General features: G+C 35.0%; 23 protein-coding genes, 1 pseudogene and 2 riboswitches. Of the genes and pseudogenes, 21 read left to right on the forward strand and 3 right to left on the reverse strand.

Annotated elements, in window-relative coordinates; all coding sequences use genetic code 11:
• Positions 1-3: 3 nt before the first annotated feature.
• From resB to CDZ89_RS08085, 11 genes are all read left to right on the forward strand, one after another.
• Positions 4-1,656 carry a cytochrome c biogenesis protein ResB gene (gene resB / locus CDZ89_RS08040; RefSeq protein ID WP_100333481.1) on the forward strand — a complete coding sequence of 551 codons (1,653 nt, stop codon included), beginning with the start codon at positions 4-6 and terminating at the stop codon, positions 1,654-1,656.
• A gap of 11 nt (positions 1,657-1,667) precedes the next feature.
• Positions 1,668-2,834: a c-type cytochrome biogenesis protein CcsB gene (ccsB, locus tag CDZ89_RS08045; RefSeq protein ID WP_100333482.1), complete on the forward strand. Its 1,167-nt coding sequence runs from the start codon at positions 1,668-1,670 to the stop codon at positions 2,832-2,834.
• Positions 2,835-3,144: 310 nt separating this feature from the next.
• The gene (locus CDZ89_RS08050) at positions 3,145-3,864 is read left to right on the forward strand and encodes a response regulator transcription factor (protein WP_096153687.1); all 720 of its coding nucleotides are present in this window, start codon (positions 3,145-3,147) and stop codon (positions 3,862-3,864) included.
• Positions 3,861-5,636, forward strand: a complete 1,776-nt coding sequence (locus tag CDZ89_RS08055) for an ATP-binding protein (protein ID WP_096153689.1) — start codon at positions 3,861-3,863, stop codon at positions 5,634-5,636. Before CDZ89_RS08050 ends, CDZ89_RS08055 begins: the two co-directional genes overlap by 4 nt.
• Before the next feature lie 102 nt (positions 5,637-5,738).
• Positions 5,739-5,932, forward strand: a riboswitch (cobalamin riboswitch).
• A 285-nt stretch (positions 5,933-6,217) separates the two neighbouring features.
• Positions 6,218-6,346, forward strand: coding sequence for a hypothetical protein (locus CDZ89_RS20285; RefSeq protein ID WP_264755086.1), 129 nt, complete (start codon positions 6,218-6,220; stop codon positions 6,344-6,346).
• 82 nt (positions 6,347-6,428) lie between these two features.
• The gene (locus CDZ89_RS08060; protein WP_096153691.1) at positions 6,429-6,830 is read left to right on the forward strand and encodes a DUF4430 domain-containing protein; all 402 of its coding nucleotides are present in this window, start codon (positions 6,429-6,431) and stop codon (positions 6,828-6,830) included.
• Positions 6,830-7,354 (forward strand): ECF transporter S component, encoded by a 525-nt coding sequence (locus tag CDZ89_RS08065; RefSeq protein WP_100333483.1) that lies wholly within the window; start codon positions 6,830-6,832, stop codon positions 7,352-7,354. The genes CDZ89_RS08060 and CDZ89_RS08065 overlap by 1 nt, the downstream gene beginning before the upstream one ends.
• A gap of 467 nt (positions 7,355-7,821) precedes the next feature.
• Positions 7,822-8,358, forward strand: coding sequence for an RNA polymerase sigma factor SigX (sigX, locus tag CDZ89_RS08070; RefSeq protein WP_096153695.1), 537 nt, complete (start codon positions 7,822-7,824; stop codon positions 8,356-8,358).
• Positions 8,348-9,598, forward strand: a complete 1,251-nt coding sequence (locus tag CDZ89_RS08075) for a hypothetical protein (RefSeq protein WP_100333484.1) — start codon at positions 8,348-8,350, stop codon at positions 9,596-9,598. Before sigX ends, CDZ89_RS08075 begins: the two co-directional genes overlap by 11 nt.
• Positions 9,599-9,783: 185 nt before the next feature.
• Positions 9,784-10,665: a M23 family metallopeptidase gene (locus CDZ89_RS08080; RefSeq protein ID WP_157842698.1), complete on the forward strand. Its 882-nt coding sequence runs from the start codon at positions 9,784-9,786 to the stop codon at positions 10,663-10,665.
• 232 nt (positions 10,666-10,897) lie between these two features.
• A riboswitch (FMN riboswitch) is annotated at positions 10,898-11,085 on the forward strand.
• A gap of 161 nt (positions 11,086-11,246) precedes the next feature.
• The gene (locus CDZ89_RS08085) at positions 11,247-11,834 is read left to right on the forward strand and encodes an ECF transporter S component (RefSeq protein ID WP_096153698.1); all 588 of its coding nucleotides are present in this window, start codon (positions 11,247-11,249) and stop codon (positions 11,832-11,834) included.
• A gap of 126 nt (positions 11,835-11,960) precedes the next feature.
• Here the strand turns inward: CDZ89_RS08085 and CDZ89_RS08090 are convergent, their stop codons facing one another.
• Positions 11,961-12,860, reverse strand: coding sequence for a TIGR01777 family oxidoreductase (locus tag CDZ89_RS08090; protein WP_100333485.1), 900 nt, complete (start codon positions 12,858-12,860; stop codon positions 11,961-11,963).
• Positions 12,861-13,039: 179 nt separating this feature from the next.
• Positions 13,040-13,288 carry a ferredoxin gene (locus tag CDZ89_RS08095; RefSeq protein WP_096153702.1) on the reverse strand — a complete coding sequence of 83 codons (249 nt, stop codon included), beginning with the start codon at positions 13,286-13,288 and terminating at the stop codon, positions 13,040-13,042.
• A gap of 283 nt (positions 13,289-13,571) precedes the next feature.
• Between CDZ89_RS08095 and CDZ89_RS08100 the strand changes: the two genes are divergently transcribed.
• The 8 genes and pseudogenes from CDZ89_RS08100 to CDZ89_RS08140 all read left to right on the forward strand — a co-directional run.
• Positions 13,572-14,639, forward strand: a complete 1,068-nt coding sequence (locus CDZ89_RS08100; RefSeq protein ID WP_100333486.1) for a YpbB family protein — start codon at positions 13,572-13,574, stop codon at positions 14,637-14,639.
• Positions 14,617-16,161: a RecQ family ATP-dependent DNA helicase gene (locus CDZ89_RS08105; RefSeq protein ID WP_406564880.1), complete on the forward strand. Its 1,545-nt coding sequence runs from the start codon at positions 14,617-14,619 to the stop codon at positions 16,159-16,161. Before CDZ89_RS08100 ends, CDZ89_RS08105 begins: the two co-directional genes overlap by 23 nt.
• On the forward strand, positions 16,151-16,774 hold the full coding sequence (locus CDZ89_RS08110; RefSeq protein WP_406564881.1) for a CPBP family intramembrane glutamic endopeptidase: 624 nt from the start codon (positions 16,151-16,153) through the stop codon (positions 16,772-16,774). The genes CDZ89_RS08105 and CDZ89_RS08110 overlap by 11 nt, the downstream gene beginning before the upstream one ends.
• On the forward strand, positions 16,761-17,411 hold the full coding sequence (locus tag CDZ89_RS08115) for a LysM peptidoglycan-binding domain-containing protein (RefSeq protein ID WP_157842699.1): 651 nt from the start codon (positions 16,761-16,763) through the stop codon (positions 17,409-17,411). The genes CDZ89_RS08110 and CDZ89_RS08115 overlap by 14 nt, the downstream gene beginning before the upstream one ends.
• Positions 17,412-17,875: 464 nt before the next feature.
• Positions 17,876-18,331: a DUF2663 family protein gene (locus tag CDZ89_RS08125; protein WP_096153712.1), complete on the forward strand. Its 456-nt coding sequence runs from the start codon at positions 17,876-17,878 to the stop codon at positions 18,329-18,331.
• An 80-nt stretch (positions 18,332-18,411) separates the two neighbouring features.
• Complete coding sequence (locus tag CDZ89_RS08130; RefSeq protein WP_096153713.1) at positions 18,412-18,780, forward strand: hypothetical protein; 369 nt, start codon at positions 18,412-18,414, stop codon at positions 18,778-18,780.
• A 45-nt stretch (positions 18,781-18,825) separates the two neighbouring features.
• Positions 18,826-19,554, forward strand: a complete 729-nt coding sequence (locus tag CDZ89_RS08135; RefSeq protein WP_100334278.1) for a metallophosphoesterase — start codon at positions 18,826-18,828, stop codon at positions 19,552-19,554.
• Between the two features lie 95 nt (positions 19,555-19,649).
• Positions 19,650-19,787, forward strand: a pseudogene (locus tag CDZ89_RS08140) (IS1595 family transposase); the annotation flags it as partial.
• 436 nt (positions 19,788-20,223) lie between these two features.
• Here the strand turns inward: CDZ89_RS08140 and CDZ89_RS08145 are convergent.
• A complete protein-coding gene (locus CDZ89_RS08145) occupies positions 20,224-20,433 on the reverse strand; it encodes a hypothetical protein (RefSeq protein WP_100333491.1) in 210 nt (69 codons plus the stop codon).
• A 339-nt stretch (positions 20,434-20,772) separates the two neighbouring features.
• Between CDZ89_RS08145 and CDZ89_RS08150 the strand changes: the two genes are divergently transcribed.
• Both CDZ89_RS08150 and CDZ89_RS08155 read left to right on the forward strand, forming a co-directional pair.
• Positions 20,773-21,681, forward strand: a complete 909-nt coding sequence (locus CDZ89_RS08150; protein ID WP_100333492.1) for a MerR family transcriptional regulator — start codon at positions 20,773-20,775, stop codon at positions 21,679-21,681.
• 243 nt (positions 21,682-21,924) lie between these two features.
• Complete coding sequence (locus tag CDZ89_RS08155; protein WP_096153718.1) at positions 21,925-22,515, forward strand: genetic competence negative regulator; 591 nt, start codon at positions 21,925-21,927, stop codon at positions 22,513-22,515.
• The last annotated feature ends 259 nt before the right edge of the window (positions 22,516-22,774 follow it).

The raw sequence follows: 22,774 nt of genomic DNA on the forward strand, positions 1-22,774 counted from the left end.
CGTATGAAGGAACTAAAATGTGAATGTGGTCACGTAAATGCTCATGGTACCATTTTTTGTGAAGCGTGTGGAAAACCGACAGCAAACGAAAAAAGTGAATCCAAGTTATTGGATATGCGCTATGAAGGTAGTGCAAGACGTTCACAAACATACAACAAAACAATAGTAGATAAAATTTGGAATTTCTTTTCTTCGGTTAAAGTTGGAGTGTGGCTAATATTTATTACCGTAGTAGCTTCCGCTTTAGGTACGATTTATCCGCAAGAAATGTACATACCACCAACCGTATCTGCAAGCGAACATTATGCTGCAGAGTATGGCATCCTTGGGCAAATCTATTACGATTTAGGGTTTCATAATCTGTACAGTTCATGGTGGTATATGTTACTTGTTGCCTCGATTGCTGTTTCTCTAATTATAGCAAGCTTAGATAGAGGTGTACCTTTATACAAAGCATTAAAAAATCAACGAGTATCTAGACATGATAACTTCCTAAAACGCCAACGTGTTTTTGGTACAACGAAAGTGGAAAATACAGAAGATGAGATTAGCAAAATTAAAGACGGGTTGAAGTCACGAGGTTATAACATCCGTGAAGAACAAGGAAATATATTAGCCGAAAAAAATCGCTTTTCTAGATGGGGTCCTTATGTGAACCATGCAGGGTTAATTATTTTCTTAATCGGTGCTATGCTTCGATTTTTCCCAGGAATGTTTGTAGATGAAGTATTATGGATTCGTGAAGGAGAAACACAAGTTATTCCAGGAACAAACGGTCAATATTACTTGAAAAATGAAGCTTTCATTTTAGAGATGTATGAAAGAGAAACGAGTGGTGAAGTGTTCGATACGGCATTAGATAGAATTGGCGATGGCATGTTAGCAAGTAACTTCCAGACAAACGCGATTCTGTTTGAAAGAGTAGACGATATTGTACCAGGTGCACCTCCATTGCTTGAAGAGGTAAACGAGTTTAAAATTCGAGTGAACCAACCGCTAAAACATGATTCGTATGCTCTATATCAAGTAGACTTTAAGTTAGATGAATTTCATACAATGTCTTTTAATCTTACAAACAAAGAAACAGGCGATAACTTTGGTACTATTACGATTGACTTAACGAACCCTTCTAACAGTTACGATTTAGAGGATGGGTACCGTGTGGAGATTGCTAGCTATTTCCCTGACTTTTTCTTAGACCAAGGAAAACCTAATACAAGATCGCGTATTCCAAATAACCCAGCATTTGTTTTCCGTATGTTTACACCTGAAACACCTAATGGAGAAGTAAGTTTAGTTGCCATTCAACAAAACATTGAACCCGATGGCGAAAATCAATATGCAATGAGATTTGCAGGCATTGAAACGCGCAATGTTTCTGGTTTAATTGTACGCAAAGACTACACATTAGGAATTATAGGTTTAGGTGGAGCCATCTTTATGATAGGTGTTATTCAAGGGATGTATTGGAATCACCGTCGTGTATGGGTTCAACGCAGAGAGAATGAAGTATGGGTTGCTGCGCACACGAACAAAAACTGGTTTGGTTTAAACGCTGATATTAATAAAGCATTTAAAGACACTTCTGTTTCACTACCTGTCGAGCAGGCGGACGAAGAAGAAGATGAAAAGATACAAGAAGACAATAAGGCTTAGGAGGTAAAAGAATGGCCCAGTTAAGTGCTAACTTGCTGTACACTGCGTTTTTTATGTATTTAATCGGTACAGCATTTTTCGGAGGAGCAATTGCTAGTAAAAAGAAAAGTGGCAAATTCTCCACAGTCGGAATTACATTAACTATTGCTGGATTTTTAGCCCAATCAGGCTACTTTATTGCAAGATGGATTGCGGGTGGTCATGCACCAGTTAGTAATCTTTTTGAATTCACAACATTTTTTGGGATGATGCTGGTTTTAGCATTTATCGTTCTTTATTTTATTTATAAAACTAGTACATTAGGACTTTTTGCATTACCAATTGCATTACTAATGATTGCATATGCAAGTATGTTCCCAAGAGAGATTTCACCATTAATTCCAGCCCTACAAACTCATTGGCTATGGATTCACGTTATTACAACGGCACTTGGAATCGCTATTTTAGGTATGAGTTTTGTGGCAGCTTTAATTTATTTAATCAAAGTAGTTGATTACAGTAAAAAAGGTAAGAAACCGTTCTGGTTAGAGTTTACACTATTTACTTTAGTATGTTTTATCGGATTTATTATCGTAACAGCTGGATTTGAAGCTTCAAACTATGAAGCGAATTTCCAATATGTTGATAAAAAAGGAGAAGCTGCTTTTGTAGAGTATCATTTACCTGCTTTAGTAGGGCCTTATCAAGGGGAACTCCTTACAGAAGACCGAATGGGTGCTCTAGTAAATTTACCAGCTATCATTAATACTAAAAAACTAAATACAGTTTTATGGTCCATTTTTGGTGGTATTATTCTTTACGGATTATTCTGGGCAATAGCTAGAAGACCGCTTGGAGTAGTATTAAAGCCAGCTGTTAGAAAAGTTAACCTAGATATTGCAGATGAAATTGGTTACCGCTCTATTACAATTGGATTCCCAGTCTTTACACTAGGTGGATTAATATTCGCGATGATCTGGGCACAAATTGCTTGGACACGTTTCTGGGGTTGGGACCCAAAAGAAGTATGGGCACTTATTACATGGTTATTCTATGCAGCCTACCTACACCTTCGCTTATCAAAAGGATGGGATGGAGAAAAATCTGCATGGCTAGCTCTAATCGGCTTTGCCATCATCATGTTTAACCTAATCGGAGTAAACTTAATTATTGCAGGATTACACTCATACGCTATGTAAGTTTTATATTAACCTCCTTTTGTTTATTAAGCTCTTTATTCTTTGAAATCTAGAGTGGATTGAAGCGGAAGGCACTGGACTCCTGCGGGACATAGAGGAAAGGTCGAGACCCCACAGGCGAAGCCGAGGAGGCTCGACTTCCTCCCCGCGGAAAGCCAGTGCCTGTAGCGGAAAGGAACGGATAAAATACTTACAAGAATCTATCAAGATTGATTGAATAATTAAAAAGCCTTCACACTCATATGTCGTGAAGGCTTTTCTTGAATACCTTTTAAAAGGGATAATTTAACTTTACTAGGAGGTTTTTACGGTGGAAAAAGAAGTAAGAATTTTAGTAGTAGACGATGAAGATAGAATTAGACGACTATTAAAAATGTATTTAGAACGCGAAAACTATGTTATCGAAGAAGCAGACAACGGTAGTTCAGCTCTAGAGCTTGCTTTTAACAATGACTATGATTTGATTTTACTAGATATTATGATGCCAGGAATGGACGGTATCGAAGTATGTAAAGAATTACGCGAGAAAAAAGCTACGCCTGTCATTATGCTTACAGCAAAAGGTGAAGAAGCTAACAGAGTTCAAGGATTTGAAGTTGGAACAGACGACTACATCGTAAAGCCATTTAGCCCAAGAGAAGTAGTGCTACGAGTAAAAGCTCTTTTAAGAAGATCTTCTACTGCAACATTCGTTTCCGCTGAAACTTCTTCAAAAGATGTGATTGTATATCCACACTTAACCATTGATAATGATGCACATCGAGTTACAGCGGATGGGAAAGACGTTAACTTAACGCCAAAAGAGTATGAATTACTTTATTTCTTAGCTAAATCACCAGACAAAGTGTTTGACCGTGAACAACTATTAAAAGAAGTTTGGCAATATGAGTTTTTCGGAGATTTACGTACAGTAGATACACACGTAAAAAGACTTCGTGAAAAGTTAAATAAAGTTTCCGAGCAAGCGGCGAAAATGATTGTAACGGTATGGGGAGTAGGCTACAAATTCGAGGTTGTAAATGAGTCATGATTTGGAAAAGTGTAGTAGGGAAACTTTGGCTTACCATTCTTTTACTCGTTTCCTTCGTACTGTTTGTATTAACGATTCTTCTACTTGAGTTTTTTGAAAATTATCATGTGAGTGAAGCGGAAAAAGAATTAACACAACTCGCAACAAAGATTTCTCTTATTGTAGAAGAACATGATGACTTAGACATGTCAAAAACAATTACAAATCAATTAGCAGATGACGTTTCAAAAGTAGTTATTTTTACGAATGAACAAACCGTATGGTACTCAGAAAACGACAAACTTGTAAATTTACCGGCTGAGTTTTTTCTAGATGACCCAGATTTATCACTCGTATTTCAAGATGAAACGATAATAAAACAGAAATCATATGTCCAAGAGTTAAACGATGGAATGGATGGTAACCTTCACGGTGAAATTATGATCGTCGGTAGTCCTCTTCATATTGAAGAAAATATGGCTGGTGCTGTATTTATATATCAATCGTTGCTGGCGATTAAAGAAACAACAAAGCAAACAACGAAAATCATTTTATTAGCTGCCGGGTTTGCTATCGTACTAACTACTATTTTTGCTTTTTTCTTATCTACCCGTATTACAGCACCACTTCGTAAAATGAGAGAGGTAGCATTTGAAGTAGCACGAGGGAAATTCGATACGAAAGTGCCTACATTAACGTACGATGAAATCGGCGAACTAGCAATGGCATTTAACCAAATGGGCCGCCAATTGAAATTCAATATTAATGCGTTAAATCAAGAAAAAGAACATCTAGCCAACATACTAAGTAGTATGGCAGATGGAGTTATTACGTTGAATAAAGATGGTTCGATTTTAATATCTAACCCTCCTGCAGAACGATTTTTACAAGCATGGTATTACCAAGAAGGAAATGAAACAGGAGAATCACTTCCTCATGAGATGACAGAAATGTTTCAGCGCGTTGTTTCAACAGAAAAAGAACAAAGTATGGAACTATCCTTTCAAGGTCGAAGTTGGGTTGTTGTTATGAGCCCACTTTACAATAATACAAGTGTTCGAGGTGCGGTTGCTGTTATTCGTGACATGACCGAAGAAAGAAGATTAGACAAACTTCGTAAAGACTTTATTGCCAACGTATCGCACGAGTTGCGTACTCCTATCTCCATGTTACAAGGCTATAGCGAGGCGATTGTAGATGATATTGCTGGCTCAGAGGAAGAGAAAAAAGAACTAGCTTCTGTCATTTATGATGAATCGTTGCGTATGGGAAGGTTAGTAAACGACTTGCTCGACTTAGCTAGAATGGAAGCGGGCCATATTTCTTTAGAAAAAGAAGACATGAACATTCACGAATTTATCGAAAAAATGGTTCGGAAATTCCACGGCTTAGCAAAAGAAAAATCAATTATCCTTAAGTCAACCGTTACAGGTGATGGACTTGTTTACTTTGACGTGGATAAAATGGAACAAGTATTAACGAACTTGATTGACAATGCTATTCGTCATACAGAGAGCAAAGGCCTGATCCACATATATGCAGAGATACTAGAACATGGCTTGAAAATTGAAGTGCAAGACTCTGGCCATGGAATACCAGAGGAAGACTTACCATTTGTATTTGAGCGTTTTTACAAAGCGGATAAGGCAAGAACGAGAGGTAGAGCAGGCACTGGCCTTGGTCTTGCAATCGTGAAAAACATCATTGATGCCCATGAAGGTCAAATTACGGTCCGATCCAAAATAAACGAAGGAACGACATTTTCGATTATCATTCCTCAAATTAAGGAGTAATTTGTTTTTCTTTAGCGAATAATCTTGTTTAGCATGAAACAAATTTTTTACTTGTCAACGAAGTTTGTATTGTGTAATATTAATAGGAGTTAACTTTAACAGAATATTTTAGTAATTTTTGGTGTCACTTTGTGACTGAAAAGGGAATTTGGTGTGAATCCAAAGCTGTCCCCGCAACTGTAAATGTGGACGAAATGAGATAACCACTGTATGGAAGAATGAAAGTTTACCATATGGGAAGGCTCAAAGTAGGAAGAAGCATAAGTCAGTAGACCTGCCAAACATTACGCAAGTTTCGAAGCTTCGGGGATTGAGTAGCTGAAACGACATAAAACATACGTGTTTGCTGCAGAAATATGTATGTCTATCATTGTCGTTTTCAAGCTCATCCATTTAGAGGATGAGCTTTTTCGTTGTTTAGGAAATTACCCAAGATAAAAGGAGTAAGTGAACTTAATAAGGCGGATGAAGTTCATTTTGCCCAAGAAAAAAGTAGAAAGTGAACTTGAAAAGGCGGATGAAGTTCATTTTGTCCAAGAAAAAATTAGAAAATGAACTTGATAAGGCGGATGAAGTTCATTTTGTCCAAGAAAAAAGTAGAAAGTGAACTTGATAAGGTCGATGAAGATATTTTGCTCGGGAAAAAAGGAGAAAGTGAATTTGATAAGGTCGATGAAGTTCATTTTGCCCAAGTAAAAAGTAGAAAGTGAACTTGATAAGGTGAATGAAGATCATTTTGCCTAAGAAAAAAGAAGAAAATGAATTAAATAATACATATTGGAGGAGAAACAAATGAAAAAGATCTTAATTACATTATTTTCAGTTTTAACATTATTACTTGCAGGTTGTGCAGGAGCTAACAATGCAGAAGAATCAAGTAACACAGAACAAAAACAGGCTCAAGAAGTAACAATTACTTTAGTAAAAGATAGCGGCGAAGAAGTAATAAGCGAAAAAAATATCGAAATTGAAGAAGGCGAGACGCTAATGGAAGTAATGGCTCGCAATTTTGAGTTAACAACAGCCTATGAAGATGCATTTATCGTAGGAATTGATGGTATTGAGTCAGACGATGAAAACTCCTATTACTGGACATATACGATAAATGGCGAGGAAGTTTTTGAAGGACCAAGAGATGTGAAGTTAAAAGCAGACGACAAAGTCGAATTCAATTATTCAAAGTATGAAGGATAATGTCTACACGAAAAATAGCCTTACTAGCCATATTGATTGCCCTATGTGTTGTTGGGAGACAAGCATTTGCTTTTATACCAAATGTACAGCCTGTTACAGCAATAATTATTATATGTAGCTTTTGGTTGGGACCTGTTTCTGGCGTACTTTTAGCAGCAGGATCCACCGTAGCATCTAATATGTTACTAGGAAGCGGTACGTGGACACTTTTTCAAATTATCTCTTGGTCTTTTATCGGGGTTACAAGTGGACTTCTTGGCAAATACGTAAAAAAAATACCATTACTCCTGTTTGCCTTTTATGCAGGTGTATGTGGCTTGGTTTACGGTTTTGTCATTTCATTAGAAAGAGTTATTATAGGTAAAATGTTTTGGCCATATTACTTAGCTGGTTTACCATTTGATATGATGCATGCAATAGGAAACATCATCTTCTTTGTCCTATTGTACCCAATACTTTCAACTGTAATAGTATCCCAAGCAAGTCCCTTTATCCAACGAGAAAAAAAAGATCCATTATATTAAAAGAAGAAAAAGAAGCTATATGAAACTTAGCTTCTTTTTCTTCTTTTTTAGAAAGAATTATATATTCAAAGGAACTATTATCTTGTAGTATAGGGATATATAGTCATCATACATACTTTACTGATCCACAGGATATTCATTCTCTATATTTGTTGATTTTACTCATACAAAGACATGAGTGAATTGGATCGGAAGGTACCTGACTCCTGCGGGAAAAAGAGCGAAGCGGAAGACCCCACAGGCGGGACGCCGAGGAGTAGGTTTTTTCACGATAGTGAAAATAACCTTCCCCTGCACTCCCCGCGGAAAGCAGGTGCCTGTAGCGGAGAGGAACGGGCGTTTTGTATAGACTAAACTTGTTAAAAAATTCCTATAAGAATATAGTAATTCGTAATATTTTGTAATATATTTGTAATGTAACTTTTTTAAACAAGTTAACGACTAATGTATTGAACGGAGGGTAAAGGATGAACACCGTTTTTCAAGAACTCTATGAAAAATACCATCACGATGTTTTTCAATTTTTATTTTATATGGTGAAAAATAGAGAACAAGCCGAAGACCTCGTTCAAGAAGTATATATAAAAGTATTACGATCCTACGACCGTTTTGAAGGAAAAAGCAGTGAAAAAACATGGTTATTTTCTATTGCGAAACATGTTGCTATAGATGCATTCCGAAAACAAAAAGGGTGGAAAAATAAACTTCTTGAAACATTCGATTGGAATAAACAACAAGTAAAAGATGCCGCTCCTTTACCTGAAGAAATAGCGGTACAAAATGAACAAGTTCAATTTATGTACCAATGTTTGGATAAGTGCAAAGAAGATTTTAGACTTGTACTAATATTGAGGTATATCCAAGGAATGTCCATCCAAGAAACTGCGCAAATCTTAGATTGGACAGAAAGCAAAGTGAAAACAACGCAACATAGGGCCCTTAAGATGCTGAAAGAATTAATGCAAAATACAGAAGAAAAGGGGGGAGATTATAATGCGTCGTAACCTCGATGAAGAGCAGCTAGAAGAAATGCTTAATAAGATGCCAAAACTAAAAGACCACAGGACATCACAACAAATCTACCAAAATATACGTCATAAAGTGGAACAACCGAAAAGGCGTCTAAATTTCTTTCCAGCAGCTGCGATCGTCGCTGCTATTATGTTACTAGCTTTAGTTACTCCTTCATTATTAAATAATATGAATTTTGGACTAAGTGGTGGTTCTAACGAGTCTACAATAGAAATGGCTGGATATGATCATGCTGCTACTTCAGATGATGATGCTGTTGGGTCAGATGACACCGTAGATTTTAAAACACTAGATGTTGATCCTGCTAAGGAAAAAATGGCGGATGAGTTCCGAGGTGAGGGAGAAAATTCCTTCGAAGGGTTTGCAAATTATTACACCATATCCGAATGGGATTATGATAAAGAGACTGAATATGTTGTGACGATTGGTGTAACCGATAATAATGCTCAATTAAGTTTACCATTATCCTTTATTGTTCCTAAAGATGGGAAAACGTACGTTGAAAAGTTCAATGAAATGAGAAAACTAGTAGCATACCACGTAGACTTTCATGTATTAGGTGTTTCTACTATTCTAAATGATGACTTTAATTATTCAGAAGTACAAACGCCTGATGGTAAGAAAAGATTAGTTGTAGAGGGATTAAATAAACACGGCTCATACGCAAGCGCACAATCCACGTCGTTTTTCAATGAACTTGCCATATCGTTTACTTGGAAAGGATACAATGAAATAGAATATGTAAAAGAGGGTAAGAATGATTTAGACATTGGTGGAACTGGTCCTTTAGCTTCAATGCAAATGGATAACGCGCCAAGGAAAGCTTATTTTCGCTATCAACATAGTCCGGAATCGCCAAACCTTTTAATTCGCTCAAATAGAGTGTATGAAACGATTGAAGATGCAATCAAAATCATGCAAACAGGTCCAGATATACCTTTAGATAATGGTCATGCTTCTATTCCGGAAAATATGTCAGTAAAGGTAATTGATTCAATCGGGTCTGTTGTAACAATAGAAATTTCGTTATCAACTCCTCTTGAATTCAATGAGAAAGATATGTTTGCAATAGAAGCAATAAAGATGACGGCGAAAGAATTTGGTTTTCAAACAATAAGGTTCCAATCAGACAAACTTGATAGGATTGGCTCAATTCAATTAAATACAGAACTTCCAACTCCAATAGCAGCAAATCGTATGAAATGGGAGTAAGTGGATATATTAAATGGCGGGTAGAATTTTCTACCTGCTTTTTATATGTTTTTTTTATGAAAAAATTAAGTGGTTAAAGGGGTTTAGCGGTGATGTAAAAAATTACAAGCTTTACAGCCTGTCATAATATTGACCAAGCAATCATATTCTCTAACAACTTTTATTTCTTCAAGGAGGCATTATTTATGTTAGATATATTACGTAGATTTGCAGTGGTGGCCGTGATGGCTTTATGTATAGCGTTATTATTTGTTGGTGGAAATGTAGTAAAGGCACAAGCAAACGAAGAAGTTTTAAGTGAAATGAAAAGCTGGGCATGGCCAGTTGATGGTGAAATTACGGATACATTTGGCACAAGATGGGGAAATCATAAAGGAATAGATATTGCAGCTCCTACTGGGACAGACGTAGTTGCAGCTTTTGATGGGGAAGTTATTAAGTCTTATTATTCTGGTTCTTACGGTCATGTTGTGTTTCTACAACATCCTAATGGAGTAGAAACAGTATATGCTCACTTACATAGAAGAATGGTAGAAGAGGGAGCAAAGGTGAGCAAAGGAGAGACTATCGGTCAAGTAGGTTCTACAGGTCACTCCACTGGCCCTCACTTACATTTCGAAGTACATATGGGTGAATGGAATATTAAAAAATCAAATGCGATGGATCCGTTAACTGTGTTTGTCATACAGGACGGAGCGTTACCAGCAAGTGCTATGCACATAGAAAATGGTATGAATGGCTACAGTTTAATTAAAGGAGAGTTGGTTGTAAATCAAGCTAGCTCTGAGAAAGTCTATATTGTGAAAAAAAATGATACGCTTTGGGACATCGCTCAGCAATTTGAAGTGACAGTTTCATCGATTATGGAGTGGAATGACCTATCTGTGGATGTCATTCATCCAGATCAAGAATTGATAATATTTGAAGAGGCAACCTATATTGTTCAAAGTGGAGAAACGATGGAACAAGTGGCGCATCATTTAGAGATGTCTGTGGATGAACTAAAATCATTAAACAATCTAATCGGTAATATGCTTCATCCAAACCAAATACTAAAAGTGCGATAATTCGTACTTTTAGTATTATAGTTGGTATTATTAAACATTACGTTGACAAAAGTATTGTAATAAAACATTTTAACTGAAAATTACGTATATTAATTATGTCATCTTAGAAGTTGAGTTATGCTTGTCTTAAAGAGCTAATCATAATCATATGAATATTGAATCGCTATTCATTATTTCTACTTTCTTTTTTTCTAATATTCTACTATAATAGAAAATGTAACAATCTAATATGATCTATCTTCGGGGCAGGGTGAAATTCCCGACCGGCGGTGATGAACGAAAGTTGTTCTAAGCCCGCGAGCCTGAAGTATCGAAAATCTTTCTGTCTTAACGTAATTTGTTATGGCTGTTTCGATATGGATAGCAGGATTTGGTGCGAATCCAAAGCCGACAGTACAGTCTGGATGGGAGGAGATGGAAGTTCAAGTGCGTTCAAAAAACCGCTGTTTGAACGTTTATTTGAATATGTCCAATACTCCCAGTAGTTCTATGGAACTATTGGGTTTTGTTTTTTACATATTCAAGGACGTTGAACTTCTCTTTTCAACAGAGATGGATCTCTTGAAAAGGAGAGAGAAAAGATGAAGAGTCAAAAGAATTTAAAGAAATTTGTTATGGTGGGGATGTTAAGTAGTATTGCATACTTATTAATGTTTTTAAGCTTCCCACTACCACTATTACCACCGTATCTTAAAGTGGATTTTAGTGATATTCCAGCATTAATTGCAGCTATTTTGTTTGGTCCAATTGCTGGTATTACAGTAGAAGCTGTGAAAAACATTCTGAACTACATTATTCAAGGAAGTATGACAGGTTTTCCAGTTGGCAATATTGCAAACTTTACAGCGGGAGTTTTGTTCGTATTACCGACAGCTTACGTTTTTAACAAGTTTAAAAGTTCAAAAGGATTAAAAATGGGCTTATTAGCTGGTACTGCTACAATGGCAATTATGATGAGTGTGTTAAACTTATTTGTATTTTTACCGGCATACAGTTTTTTCTTAGGGTATCCTTTAGATTCCATGCCCGTCTTAGTTAATGTTGTTGTAGTTGGTATATTACCATTTAATTTAATAAAAGGAGCCATCGTCGGATTCTTATTCGTGTTACTTTTCCAAAAGTTATCACATTGGTTTGAGAAAGAATGGCAACTTAAATATATAAATTAAGAAATTAGAAAAGACGTAGCTTTAGCGGGTCTACGTCTTTTGGATGTTTCTGTCGGGGTCTACGTCAAACTCCAACGTCTAAATCGAAGAAGTAAGAATTCTATACCGCACTCCTTATACGTCTACTCAACTGCTTTTCACTATTTCAGACATGGCTTCCTCTAATGTAGGATATTTGAAAGAAAAGCCTTCTTCTTGCAGTCTTTCAGGAATCACCCATCTACTTTTTAACACAAGCTCTGTTTCTGTACGAAGAAACACGGAGCCAATTTCGAGCATCCACTTCATAGCAGGCAGGCCGTATCCCACTCCATATGCATTGCGCATAATCTTCATTTGTTCTTTATTATTTACAGGATTAGGTGCAGAACAATTAAAAACGCCATTCAAATCTTCCCGTTCTTTAATAAATTCAATAATACGATATAAATCCTCTATATGTATCCAGCTAAACTGTTGATATCCTTTGCCTTGATGACCTCCAAGTCGAGACTTCACTAAGTTTTTATATGGAGTCATAACTCCACCACCTGACCCGAGTACTATTGCGATACGTAAAGCAACTTGACGAGTATGGGGTACAGATGAATCAAAAAAAGTTTTTTCCCACGCTTTCGCTACTTCTACAGAAAAACCTGTTCCAATCTCCCCGCTCTTTTCAGTCATGGGACGGTCATCTGCGTGTCTGTAAATGGTAGCGGTGCTAGAATTTATCCACAGTTTAGGTGCATGTGTGCATTTAGCAATTAGTTGCCCAAGTACTTCTGTTGTTCCTGTCCGAGAATTCATTATAGCTTTTTTATTCTTTTCATTATATCTACAATTAACAGATTTACCTGCAAGGTTAATGAGCATTTCTGCTTCATTTAACGCCGCAATTACCCTTTCATGCTCGTTCCATTGTATGTGCCGAGGCTGCCTAGAGATAATAAATACATCGTAATTTAGCTTTTTATATTTTTCTTCTAGGAACTTTCCGATAAATCCGGTCCCGCCGGCAATTACTATTTTAGGTTTCGTGTTCATGTTAAGACCAACCTCTTTTCTTAATTGTAGCGCTTCTATAATTATACAATAAAAAGATATACCGTGAGGCTTCCGAAACCACCCGCGGAAAGCGAAGTCTTGCCCGGAAATCAACTGCGGTCTTTAACACACCCTAAATAAAAAACCTCATCCGATTTGGATGAGGTTTTTAGTGAAGACTATTCAAATTTTAATGCGTCGCCTTCAAATGGCTCGTCTGCCACTTTAATAGAATCAGTTGGGCAGCCTTCGAAAGCGTCCATCATGTCATCGATAAGTACGTCTGGAATTTCTACGATACCTTCGTTGTCATCGAGTGTTACGAATGCAATACCTTCATCATCATAATCATAAATGTCTGGAGCAGCAGCGCCACATGCGCCACATGCGATACAAGTGTCTTTGTCTACGATTGTATATTTTGCCATGAAACAAACCTCCCAAGATTTTCAATCACAATTTTCTAATAATAATTTTGGAAACGTATTCCTCAATGTTTATTGTATAGCTCTTTTCAAAACTTTTCAATAGAAAAGTCATTGAGAATACTTATCATAATAAGGTTTTTTAATATAAGTGTTTCATTTTCTATTTATTAGAACAATATTTTTCTGATATAAAACATTTATCCTTTATGACAAAATATAAACATGCCAAAATTCCACATTTTTTGATAAAATAAGAGTATCTTATTAAAGGTGTTGAAAACTATTGCGTGCTTTACAATTTATTTGTTTGTACTGTTTAAATAAATTTAATGGAGAACGCTCTGTTTCGGCCATTTATCATTTATTAAGAGGAAAAAAGTCATCTCAAACCATTCAAGATGGACAGTTATTTCAATTGCATTCTCTTTTCGGTATGTTACCAAATGTAACACGGGAATCCATTACGGATGCAGTCGTGAAATTAGAAAAGCACCTACTTATTATCGTAAATAATAATGGTCATTATGCACTTACGGAAAAAGGGCAACACACGCTTATTAAGTTTAGTGCTGATTTCAACCTACCAACATATTTAAACGGATGGCAATATCATAAATTGTCTCTTTTGTTTTGGAAAAGGTTTTCGTTATTAATCCAAACACTTTCAAATATTTTAAACAAGTATTCAAATTTCCTTCCTGTTCAAACAGATCTCGATACTCAATATTTTATAAAAAAGTCCATTTTATCTAAGAAAATGTCTACCCATCAATATGCTGAACAAGTTCATAGTGAAACAGAAAATCTTTTCGCAATGCTATCGGAAAAGGAAGCGACGATACTTACGTATCAACTTTCTGGATACAAGGAAGCAGGTCTTACCATTTATCAACTAGCCAAAAGGCTAAAGGTAGAGGAAGAATGGGTTCAAATCCTTTTTTTTGGGGCTATTCATCAAATGCTTACAAAGTTGGATCAAAATAAAGATGATTTTCCAGAGCTTTATTCATTATGTGAGGATGTAATGCAAGAAAGTACATTTACTGTTACGACAGAGAAAACATGGAGATTGTTAAACAGAGGTTTTTCAATGGACCAGATTGCACAAATTCGCCATCTTAAAATGAGTACAATTGAAGATCATATAGTAGAAATTAGTTTGCACGACCAACAATTTAGCATAGATGAATATGTATGTGAAAAACATAGAAAAGAAATTGAACATGCGATTCGAACTTTGAAGACGAAGCAATTAAAACGATTAAAAGAATATATCAACAATAAGTATATTAACTATTTTCACATTAGACTTGTATTGACAAAGATTGGTGATCGTATTGAACCTAAATGACATTTTAAAAACTAAGCTTGGATTCGATTCCTTCAGGGATGGTCAAAAGGAAATTATACAAGATGTTTTGGATGGACATGATGTATTAGCTTTACTTGCAACTGGTGGGGGCAAAACGTTATGCTACCAACTTCCAGGCTATATCTTACAAGGGTCTGTCCTTATTGTCTCTCCTTTGTTGTCATTAATGGAAGATCAAGTACAACAAATGAAAGCATTTGGAGAAAAAAGAGTAGTAGCCATCAATTCTTTTTTATCTTACCAAGAAAAAGAGAGAATGCTAAAACAAAGTCTTTCAGCTAAATTTATTTTTATTTCACCAGAAATGTTGCAGTCAAAAAAGTGGATAAAAAAGTTAAGTGAAATTCAGATTGATTTGTTTGTAGTGGATGAAGCTCATTGCGTTTCTCAATGGGGACACGATTTTAGAACAGATTATTTAAAGTTAGGTGAAGTGAGACAACATTTGAAAAGTCCACCTTGTCTTGCTTTAACAGCCACTGCGACAAAAGAAGTTCTTCGTGACATGAAAGAGATATTACAATTACAGAAACCAAAGGAGCATATCCATTCTGTAGATCGAGCTAACATTGCATTTAAGGTGGAAAGAGACTTTTATCATGCAGAAGAAAAAAGACAAAGGCTACTTTATTTGTGTAACGAATTAATAACACCAGGAATTATTTATTTTTCAAGTAGAGCAAAAGCTGAAGAGATGGCGCAGTTTTTACAAGAAAATGGAGTGGAGCGGGTAGAGTTTTATCACGCAGGTCTATCTACTTCAGAAAGAGTCTTAATACAACAACAATTTATTTTAAATAAAATAAATATCATTTGTTGTACTAGTGCATTCGGAATGGGTATTAATAAAGAAAACATTCGCTTCATTATTCATTATCAACTTCCAACGTTACTTGAGTCGTATGTTCAAGAAGTCGGAAGGGCAGGAAGAGATGGGGAGCGAAGTATCGCTATTTTACTTCACACAGAAGATGATGACTATTTGCCGCAATTTATTATTGAAAATGAACTTCCATCCAAACAAGTGATAACCTTTATTTTGCAGCGATTAGTTTCTGAATATAAAACGGTTACCCAAAAAAGCAGTGAAATGGAACAATACTTTGTGGAAGAGTGCGGGATAGAAGAAGTTCATTGGCGCTTCGTATCGTATCATATAGAAAAGTATATTGCGTTAAATGGCGTACTTTCTTCTAATAATGTAGGTATCTTAGAAGAACATTTACACGATAAAGTTGAAAAAAGAATGGTATGGAAGCAAAAAAAGTTACAACATTTGCAAAGATGGATTTATTCGTCCTCTAACTGTAGAAGAAAACAATTATTACATTATTTTTCAAGTGAAAGTATTCTAGATAATAATGACTACTGTTGTGATATATGTGGTATTTCCTTAGAAACATATATACGTAAAAAGGATATGGAAATCGAAGAAGAACCTTTTTCGTGGAGAAATCAATTAAAAAAACTATTAGTTCAGGATGGTCAAAGTGAGAAATAAACAAGCAGAAGCATTAAAACATATGTCAGATAAAGAACTGTTAGGCCATCTTTATGTGTCTCAATTGCTGTTTTTATTGGTGGGAGTTATACTTTCATTCTTTTTATTCGATAGTTGGGAAGAGTTTATATCCATATGGACTTTTCAGCCATTTGATATTTTCGTTATAGGTACGATTTTTGCACTGGTTGTTTATTTTGCGGATCTACTGTTAATGAAGTTTGTTCCTAAGTATATGTTTGATGATGGTGGCATAAATGAAAAAATGTTTCAAAGGAGAACGGTTCTTCATATTTTTTTTCTAGCGTTTATCATTGCGTTAGTGGAAGAATTTTTATTTAGAGGAGTCATTCAAACACATTTTGGATTAGTTGCAGCAAGCGTCATTTTTGCCCTAATGCATATTCGTTATTTATCTAAATGGTTACTCTTATTTTCTGTTGTGTTATTAAGTTTCTTACTAGGACTTATTTATGAATATACTGGTAGTGTTCTTGTAACATTTTGGTCACATTTTTTAATAGATTTGCTTTTAGCGTTAAAAATTAGACATGATTTTATAAATAAATACGTAAATAATGATGGTGGGAGGGATAACGATGAGCAAAAATGAAACAGATAAACTAGATCAAGCGTCAACATTAAGAGAAAAAGCGGTAAGGGTGAAAAAGTTACCTCCTCGAAGTGAGTTGCATGCAAATAAGAAAAAGAAAACAAAATGGAAAATACATTATCCGATGGTCCGGTTAATTTCAATCGCATTCTTTCTAATTCCTATTGCGATATTAGCACTAGTGCTTAGTGATGATAATAGTATTATTTCAAGAATATTACCTTCTGAATCTTCCATATACGAACCGATCCACGTCTTGAAACCAACACCACCGCCAGCTGCAGATGATGACAAATCAGATTCAAAGGAAACAGAAGACAAGGTGGATGAAGAGGAATTAAAAGAAGTAATTACAGAAGAGCAAGCAACAGAACCTTCGGAGCAAGATAAAGAAGTGAAGGAAGATAAAGCAGAGGAAGAGAATTCAGAGCCTGTCATCGACGAGTCAGCAATAGAAGAAGATATTGAAATCATTTATCATACTGTTCAAAAAGAAGAAACGTTGTTTAGTATTTCTGTAAAATACTACAACGGCCGACATGGCGAAAAAATCATCAAAGACTTTAATAACCTTATAACAAACCAAGTAAACGTCGGCCAAACTTTGAAAATACCAATTAAAAAGCAAGATTCATAAACGCAAAAAACACCATACTTATGTGGTGTTTTTTCATATTCCTTTTTACTTGTATCAATTTCATAATTACGGTTGGTTTAATGAAAAACGAATATTTTAGTGATATACAAAATAATATGTTGTTTATTAAGATGTATGAATACAGAATACGATGCTGTTATTCGTTTTTCGTATAGTAGTCATACATTATGAAACGGACTCACTTGAAAACTTTAACTCAGTAAAAAAATTTATAAATTACTATCTAGCTGTTGATTGGAGCGCAAGCCGGAGACTCCTGCGGAAGAAGCGAGTGGCGGAAGACCCCACAGGTGAAGCTGAGGAGGCTTCCGACTCGCCCGCGGAAAGCGAAGGCTTGCGCTCCAATCAACAGCAATAGGAATTTTTTATAACATCTTCTCATATGAACAGAGACAAGCGCATATTTTGTACAAAAGATGTTGTGAAAGGAAGTGCCCTTTCTTATGGAAAGCTCAATAAAAAATTTAGATACCTATACAGATGAAGCAACAAAACAAACCTTACAAGCACTTGTAGATAAAAAACGAAAATTCGATGCCTTTAAGAAAAAAGAATTCTCATGGAGGATTTTATGTATAGCATCGATCGGATTGTTCTTTTTGTACCTATATTATTTCATCGTTTTGAACGTAATTAACTTTTCATTATTGTTTGCTCACATATTAGATGATTCTTCTCATTTTTACGTTATCATGTTTATAGGAATACAAATAGCAATTATTAAGTATTATTTAATGAAAAAAGATAAAGCAGAGAAAGAATATCATGAACTTCGAAAAGAAATCGTAAAACGTAGTGATGACTACTGGAAACAAACCCATGAATGGAAACAACGCCATCATGTATTTGCCATGATGAAAAAAGAGTTTGATATTAACTTGTATCATGAAGGGAAGTAACGCTTTTCCCTTTCGGTAGGAGGTCTAATTTTGTATAAATTAAAAACGTTGAAACTCCGTCAACAAAGAAGTGGTTGTCCATGGTAAAACATAGTTTATATTTTATTGGTGCATGCTTTTTTGGATATAAATTTATTGATATCTTTCCTAAAGCAGATTCATTCAATGAACTGCTTTCTATTTTTGTTTTTAGTCCCTTTACATTGTTCTCAAGTTTAACGTGCTTGTTGTTTAGCTTTATTTTTTACGGGGAATTGTTTCATGAATTAAGGTACAGTAGGCACATTCATCGTTATGAAAAAACTTTTTTTGTAGGGATAATGGTAAGTCTAGTATTATTAGTGTTAGTTGGTGGAATGAAGGGCGTGTTGTTGTTACTCTTTTCCATCATTTATGGTATGATTTCTGCAGTAAATACGAAAAGAACAATAGTTAAAGGAGTAAAATAATTGATCCCTTTGTTAATCACATCCATTATCATTTTCATTCTAATCATGTTGTTTTATATGTTTAAGCAAGCATTTGCTGATAATGTTACAGAAGAAACAATCCTAATTGAAGACTTCCCAAAAACTTTTGGTGAGTTGAAAATTTTCTTCCTTTCAGATGTTCATAGACGAGAGATAACAGACGAAGTGTTGAGTAAAGTTAAGAAAAAAGTAGATATTGTTGTAATCGGTGGTGACTTAACGGAAAAGAAAGTGCCGTTTGCTAGAGTAGAAGCAAATCTGCAAAAGCTAAAAACTATTGGTGCACCTATATATTTTGTATGGGGTAATAATGATTACGAAACTGATTTTCGAACGTTAGATGCTATCCTTTTGCAGCATGGTGTAAAAGTGTTAGATAATACGGCAGTAACATTTGAATCCAGAGAAGGTGAATACATACAACTGTTAGGAGTGGACGAATTAAGTGTAGAAAAAGATAACTTATCACTTGCGTTATCAGATTGTAGAACGGATTCATTTAAAATACTTGCCGCCCATAACCCAGAAATAATAGAAAAGTTTACAGAAGAAGAAAAAATCTCTTTTGTTCTATGTGGACATACACATGGAGGGCAAATACGTATTTTCGGGTTTGGTCCTTATGAAAAAGGAAAATTACATGTGTTATCACATACGAAGCTTTTCATCAGTAACGGCTACGGGACATCTCTGCTCCCACTAAGACTAGGAGCACCAGCAGAAACACATATTTTAACACTAAAAAGAGGGTGAAAGCCTTCTTTTTTTACGCTGTTTTCAAATAGATTGTTACTATTTGACCATACTAAAAATAGGTTGATATAATGCCATTTATGGAGGCGTCGTCAATGTGGATACACGTATATCGTGATTTCAGCGACCTATCGAAATTGGAACAGTTAGCGTTATTTAAAGCAATCAATCAGGACTTATTTTCAGAAGAACGAGAGGATATTGCAAAGATGCTCAAAGACATTCGTGAAACCCTAATGATGTTCAAAATTCGAATTACTACACCGTAGAGTCATTAAAGAGTTCATACAGTGAATCGGCAATTTATTAATCAATCATCTGGTTTGCTAAATTTGTCAATATTTCTAATACGCGTTCTTCACTGACTTTGTTAGAATCATCTCGATTTATGTATCCAATTTCAACTATTAAATCATTATAGGAAAATGTAAAACCCCCACCATTGTAAACATGTGCTTTTATACCATCTTTCAATGTTATTTCATCACTAGGAGTTACACCGCCGTAGTTAACTTCAAAATCATAAACATATATTTGAATAAGCTGAAAGCGATTGTCTGTTCTATCTTTGTTTATTGCTTCTAGTGTGATTGAAATATTTTTTTTGTCATCGCGCTCAAACCAATCTCTGATTTCAAAAACTTCAAAACCATTACTTTCAAATGGTAATTAGGTAGGTACTTTTACTTGAAAAGGAACAGCGTCTAATGCGACTTCTAATGTCGGTGCTTGATAAACTTTAGGAATATTATCTGTTTGTCCTCCTTGTTGCTCTTCTTCTAACTTTGAAGTATTAAGTAACCCACTTGCTTGCTGCTGACAACCTGCAAATAAAACTCCTAAACCGATTATTGTAGCTATCAATAAGTTATTCTTCATATCCATCACTCCTTAATATGATTTTACGAACTTATTTACTAAAAGGTTTCAATATTTAGTAAACTTTTAATTATTATAATTATTATTTTTAATTCCTTTAAAAAACAACAATCTTTACGAAAACTGCGTTTTTTTATTATAGATTCCATAATTAAAAATTATTGATTTTGCTATATTTAAATCCTGCAGCGGATAGGAACAGGCAAGATTTTAATTCTGAATATATAAGAAATAGAGATTAATTAACTGTAGAAGTTATCCAAAACATACACAAAGTTTACACGCCACTTTCACTTCGTTATAATTCAGATAAGATTTAAACGAGAGAAAGGGATTACTATGCAAAATCAAGAAGGAAAATATAATATAAAAGCAGTTTCTAATATGCTAGGTATTCAAGCTGGTACGCTAAGAGCTTGGGAAAGAAGATACCAAATAATAGCACCAGTACGCAATGATTCTGGTCATCGTTTATATACAGAAGAACATATCAAAATACTTAAATGGTTAATCGAAAAAGTAGATAAAGGATTTACGATTAGTCAAGCTGTCTCATTGTTAGAAAAAAACGAACTGTCCATTACAGATACGGTTAAAGAAACAATAGACGATAAATCAGTAGAATTATTTGACGAACTATTAGATGCGCTGTTATCTTTTGATGAAGCGAGAGCACACGTAATAATGGATAAAGTCTTTACTATTTATTCGGTTGAAAAGGTGTTAATAGACATTTTAGGTACGCTTTTAGTAAGAGTGGGCTCATTATGGGAAGAAGGAACAATTACAAGTGCTCACGAGCATTTTGCTTCCTCCTTTTTGCGATCTCGTATCGGAAGTATATTACACACGTTGCCGACAAATGGATTTTTACCAAAAACAGTATCTGTATGCGGACCAGGAGAGTGGCACGAATTAGGATTATTAATATATACGTTATATGTTAAGCGTAAAGGCTTTGACACGATTTACCTCGGTGTGTCATTAGCGGATAATGATATCCATGTAGTAATAGAAGAAATTAATCCAAAGTTTCTATTTTTATCTTGTACATTGAAAGAAAATTTAGAAAAAACATTATTACTTGTAGTCGAATTAGAAAGTAAATATCCAAACTTACATGTTGGAATTGGTGGTCATGCCATTGGTTATATGAATGAAGAAGAAAGAGCAAAGTTCGATAAAAATATAATCGGGTTGAATATAGAGCAGTGGGATCATTGGTTAAAACAAAAGATGAATGAATAGAAGTGAAAGGGCACCAACATATAGTATGTTGGTGCCCTTTTTGTTTTTAGTGTAGTTTATAAGTTTTTTCACCATATTATCTTCGAACCAACTGAGAGATACTTTCATAAACTACATTAAGCTATAAATGCATCACCCGTACCAATTATTGAAAACCAAACAGTAAAGCGAATGTATGTGAAGTGAAATACTATTTAAGATGATAGCAATTTATCGGACTGTATTGTTGGGAGGAGACTTTTCATGCGGCTTGAACGCATTACGAATAACAAGATTAAAGTATTCCTCACGTTTGATGACCTTTCAGATAGAGGATTAACGAAAGAAGACTTGTGGCAAGATTCAGAAAAAGTACATCAACTATTTCGCGATATGATGGATTCAGCAAACGACGAACTAGGATTTGAAGTAAATGGTTCTTTAGCGGTAGAAGTTTATTCGCTACAAGCGCAAGGGATGGTTATAATCGTCACGGTGACAGATGACATATCGGACGAAGAATTTTTGGATGATTACATTGAAATGCAAGTAACGATAGATGAAAGTGAAGAAGTTCTTTATGAATTTTCATCATTTGAACATATTATTGACCTTGCTAAAAGACTAAAACCTTTCCAAATGGGAACTGGAAAACTATATAGTTATCAAGACTTGTACTTTTTGTTACTAGAAGAAAAAAACAACCATATGGACATAGATACACTTATTTCTTTATTGTCAGAGTATGGTTGCCCTGCGACAATGACGATTCACAGAATTCACGAATATGGAAAAATAATTATGGAAGAAAATGCACTTAGTACAATAAGGAAATATTTTAAAAACGCACTATAAAACATCTCTACATATTATTTTTGTAGAGATGTTTTTTCTGAATAATTAGCTAATTAAACTCACTATAAATGCTTTTGTCTCAACAATGTAATCGGTTACATTTTTTTAAAAAAATATTATTTTCTATCTTTGCATAAATGCATGGAAGGTGTATACTAATGTCTGAGTGCAACACAATATATTACAACTGAGTCCGTTTCATAATGTATTACTACAATACGAAAAACGAATACTTACAGCATATTTTTATTGAAAAATA

The sequence above is a fragment of the Bacillus alkalisoli genome (genome assembly GCF_002797415.1).
In the GTDB taxonomy this organism is placed as follows: domain Bacteria; phylum Bacillota; class Bacilli; order Bacillales; family Bacillaceae_I; genus Bacillus_CD; species Bacillus_CD alkalisoli.

Bases quoted from the DNA above. Each gene is read 5' to 3' on its own strand.
- resB (WP_100333481.1), top strand. From the start codon at position 4: ATGAAGGAACTAAAATGTGAATGTGGTCACGTAAATGCTCATGGTACC.
- ccsB (WP_100333482.1), top strand. From the start codon at position 1,668: ATGGCCCAGTTAAGTGCTAACTTGCTGTACACTGCGTTTTTTATGTAT.
- CDZ89_RS08055 (WP_096153689.1), top strand. From the start codon at position 3,861: ATGATTTGGAAAAGTGTAGTAGGGAAACTTTGGCTTACCATTCTTTTA.
- CDZ89_RS08060 (WP_096153691.1), top strand. From the start codon at position 6,429: ATGAAAAAGATCTTAATTACATTATTTTCAGTTTTAACATTATTACTT.
- CDZ89_RS08065 (WP_100333483.1), top strand. From the start codon at position 6,830: ATGTCTACACGAAAAATAGCCTTACTAGCCATATTGATTGCCCTATGT.
- sigX (WP_096153695.1), top strand. From the start codon at position 7,822: ATGAACACCGTTTTTCAAGAACTCTATGAAAAATACCATCACGATGTT.
- CDZ89_RS08075 (WP_100333484.1), top strand. From the start codon at position 8,348: ATGCGTCGTAACCTCGATGAAGAGCAGCTAGAAGAAATGCTTAATAAG.
- CDZ89_RS08080 (WP_157842698.1), top strand. From the start codon at position 9,784: ATGTTAGATATATTACGTAGATTTGCAGTGGTGGCCGTGATGGCTTTA.
- CDZ89_RS08085 (WP_096153698.1), top strand. From the start codon at position 11,247: ATGAAGAGTCAAAAGAATTTAAAGAAATTTGTTATGGTGGGGATGTTA.
- CDZ89_RS08090 (WP_100333485.1), bottom strand. From the start codon at position 12,860: ATGAACACGAAACCTAAAATAGTAATTGCCGGCGGGACCGGATTTATC.
- CDZ89_RS08095 (WP_096153702.1), bottom strand. From the start codon at position 13,288: ATGGCAAAATATACAATCGTAGACAAAGACACTTGTATCGCATGTGGC.
- CDZ89_RS08115 (WP_157842699.1), top strand. From the start codon at position 16,761: ATGAGCAAAAATGAAACAGATAAACTAGATCAAGCGTCAACATTAAGA.
- CDZ89_RS08125 (WP_096153712.1), top strand. From the start codon at position 17,876: ATGGAAAGCTCAATAAAAAATTTAGATACCTATACAGATGAAGCAACA.
- CDZ89_RS08130 (WP_096153713.1), top strand. From the start codon at position 18,412: ATGGTAAAACATAGTTTATATTTTATTGGTGCATGCTTTTTTGGATAT.
- CDZ89_RS08135 (WP_100334278.1), top strand. From the start codon at position 18,826: ATGTTGTTTTATATGTTTAAGCAAGCATTTGCTGATAATGTTACAGAA.
- CDZ89_RS08145 (WP_100333491.1), bottom strand. From the start codon at position 20,433: ATGAAGAATAACTTATTGATAGCTACAATAATCGGTTTAGGAGTTTTA.
- CDZ89_RS08150 (WP_100333492.1), top strand. From the start codon at position 20,773: ATGCAAAATCAAGAAGGAAAATATAATATAAAAGCAGTTTCTAATATG.
- CDZ89_RS08155 (WP_096153718.1), top strand. From the start codon at position 21,925: ATGCGGCTTGAACGCATTACGAATAACAAGATTAAAGTATTCCTCACG.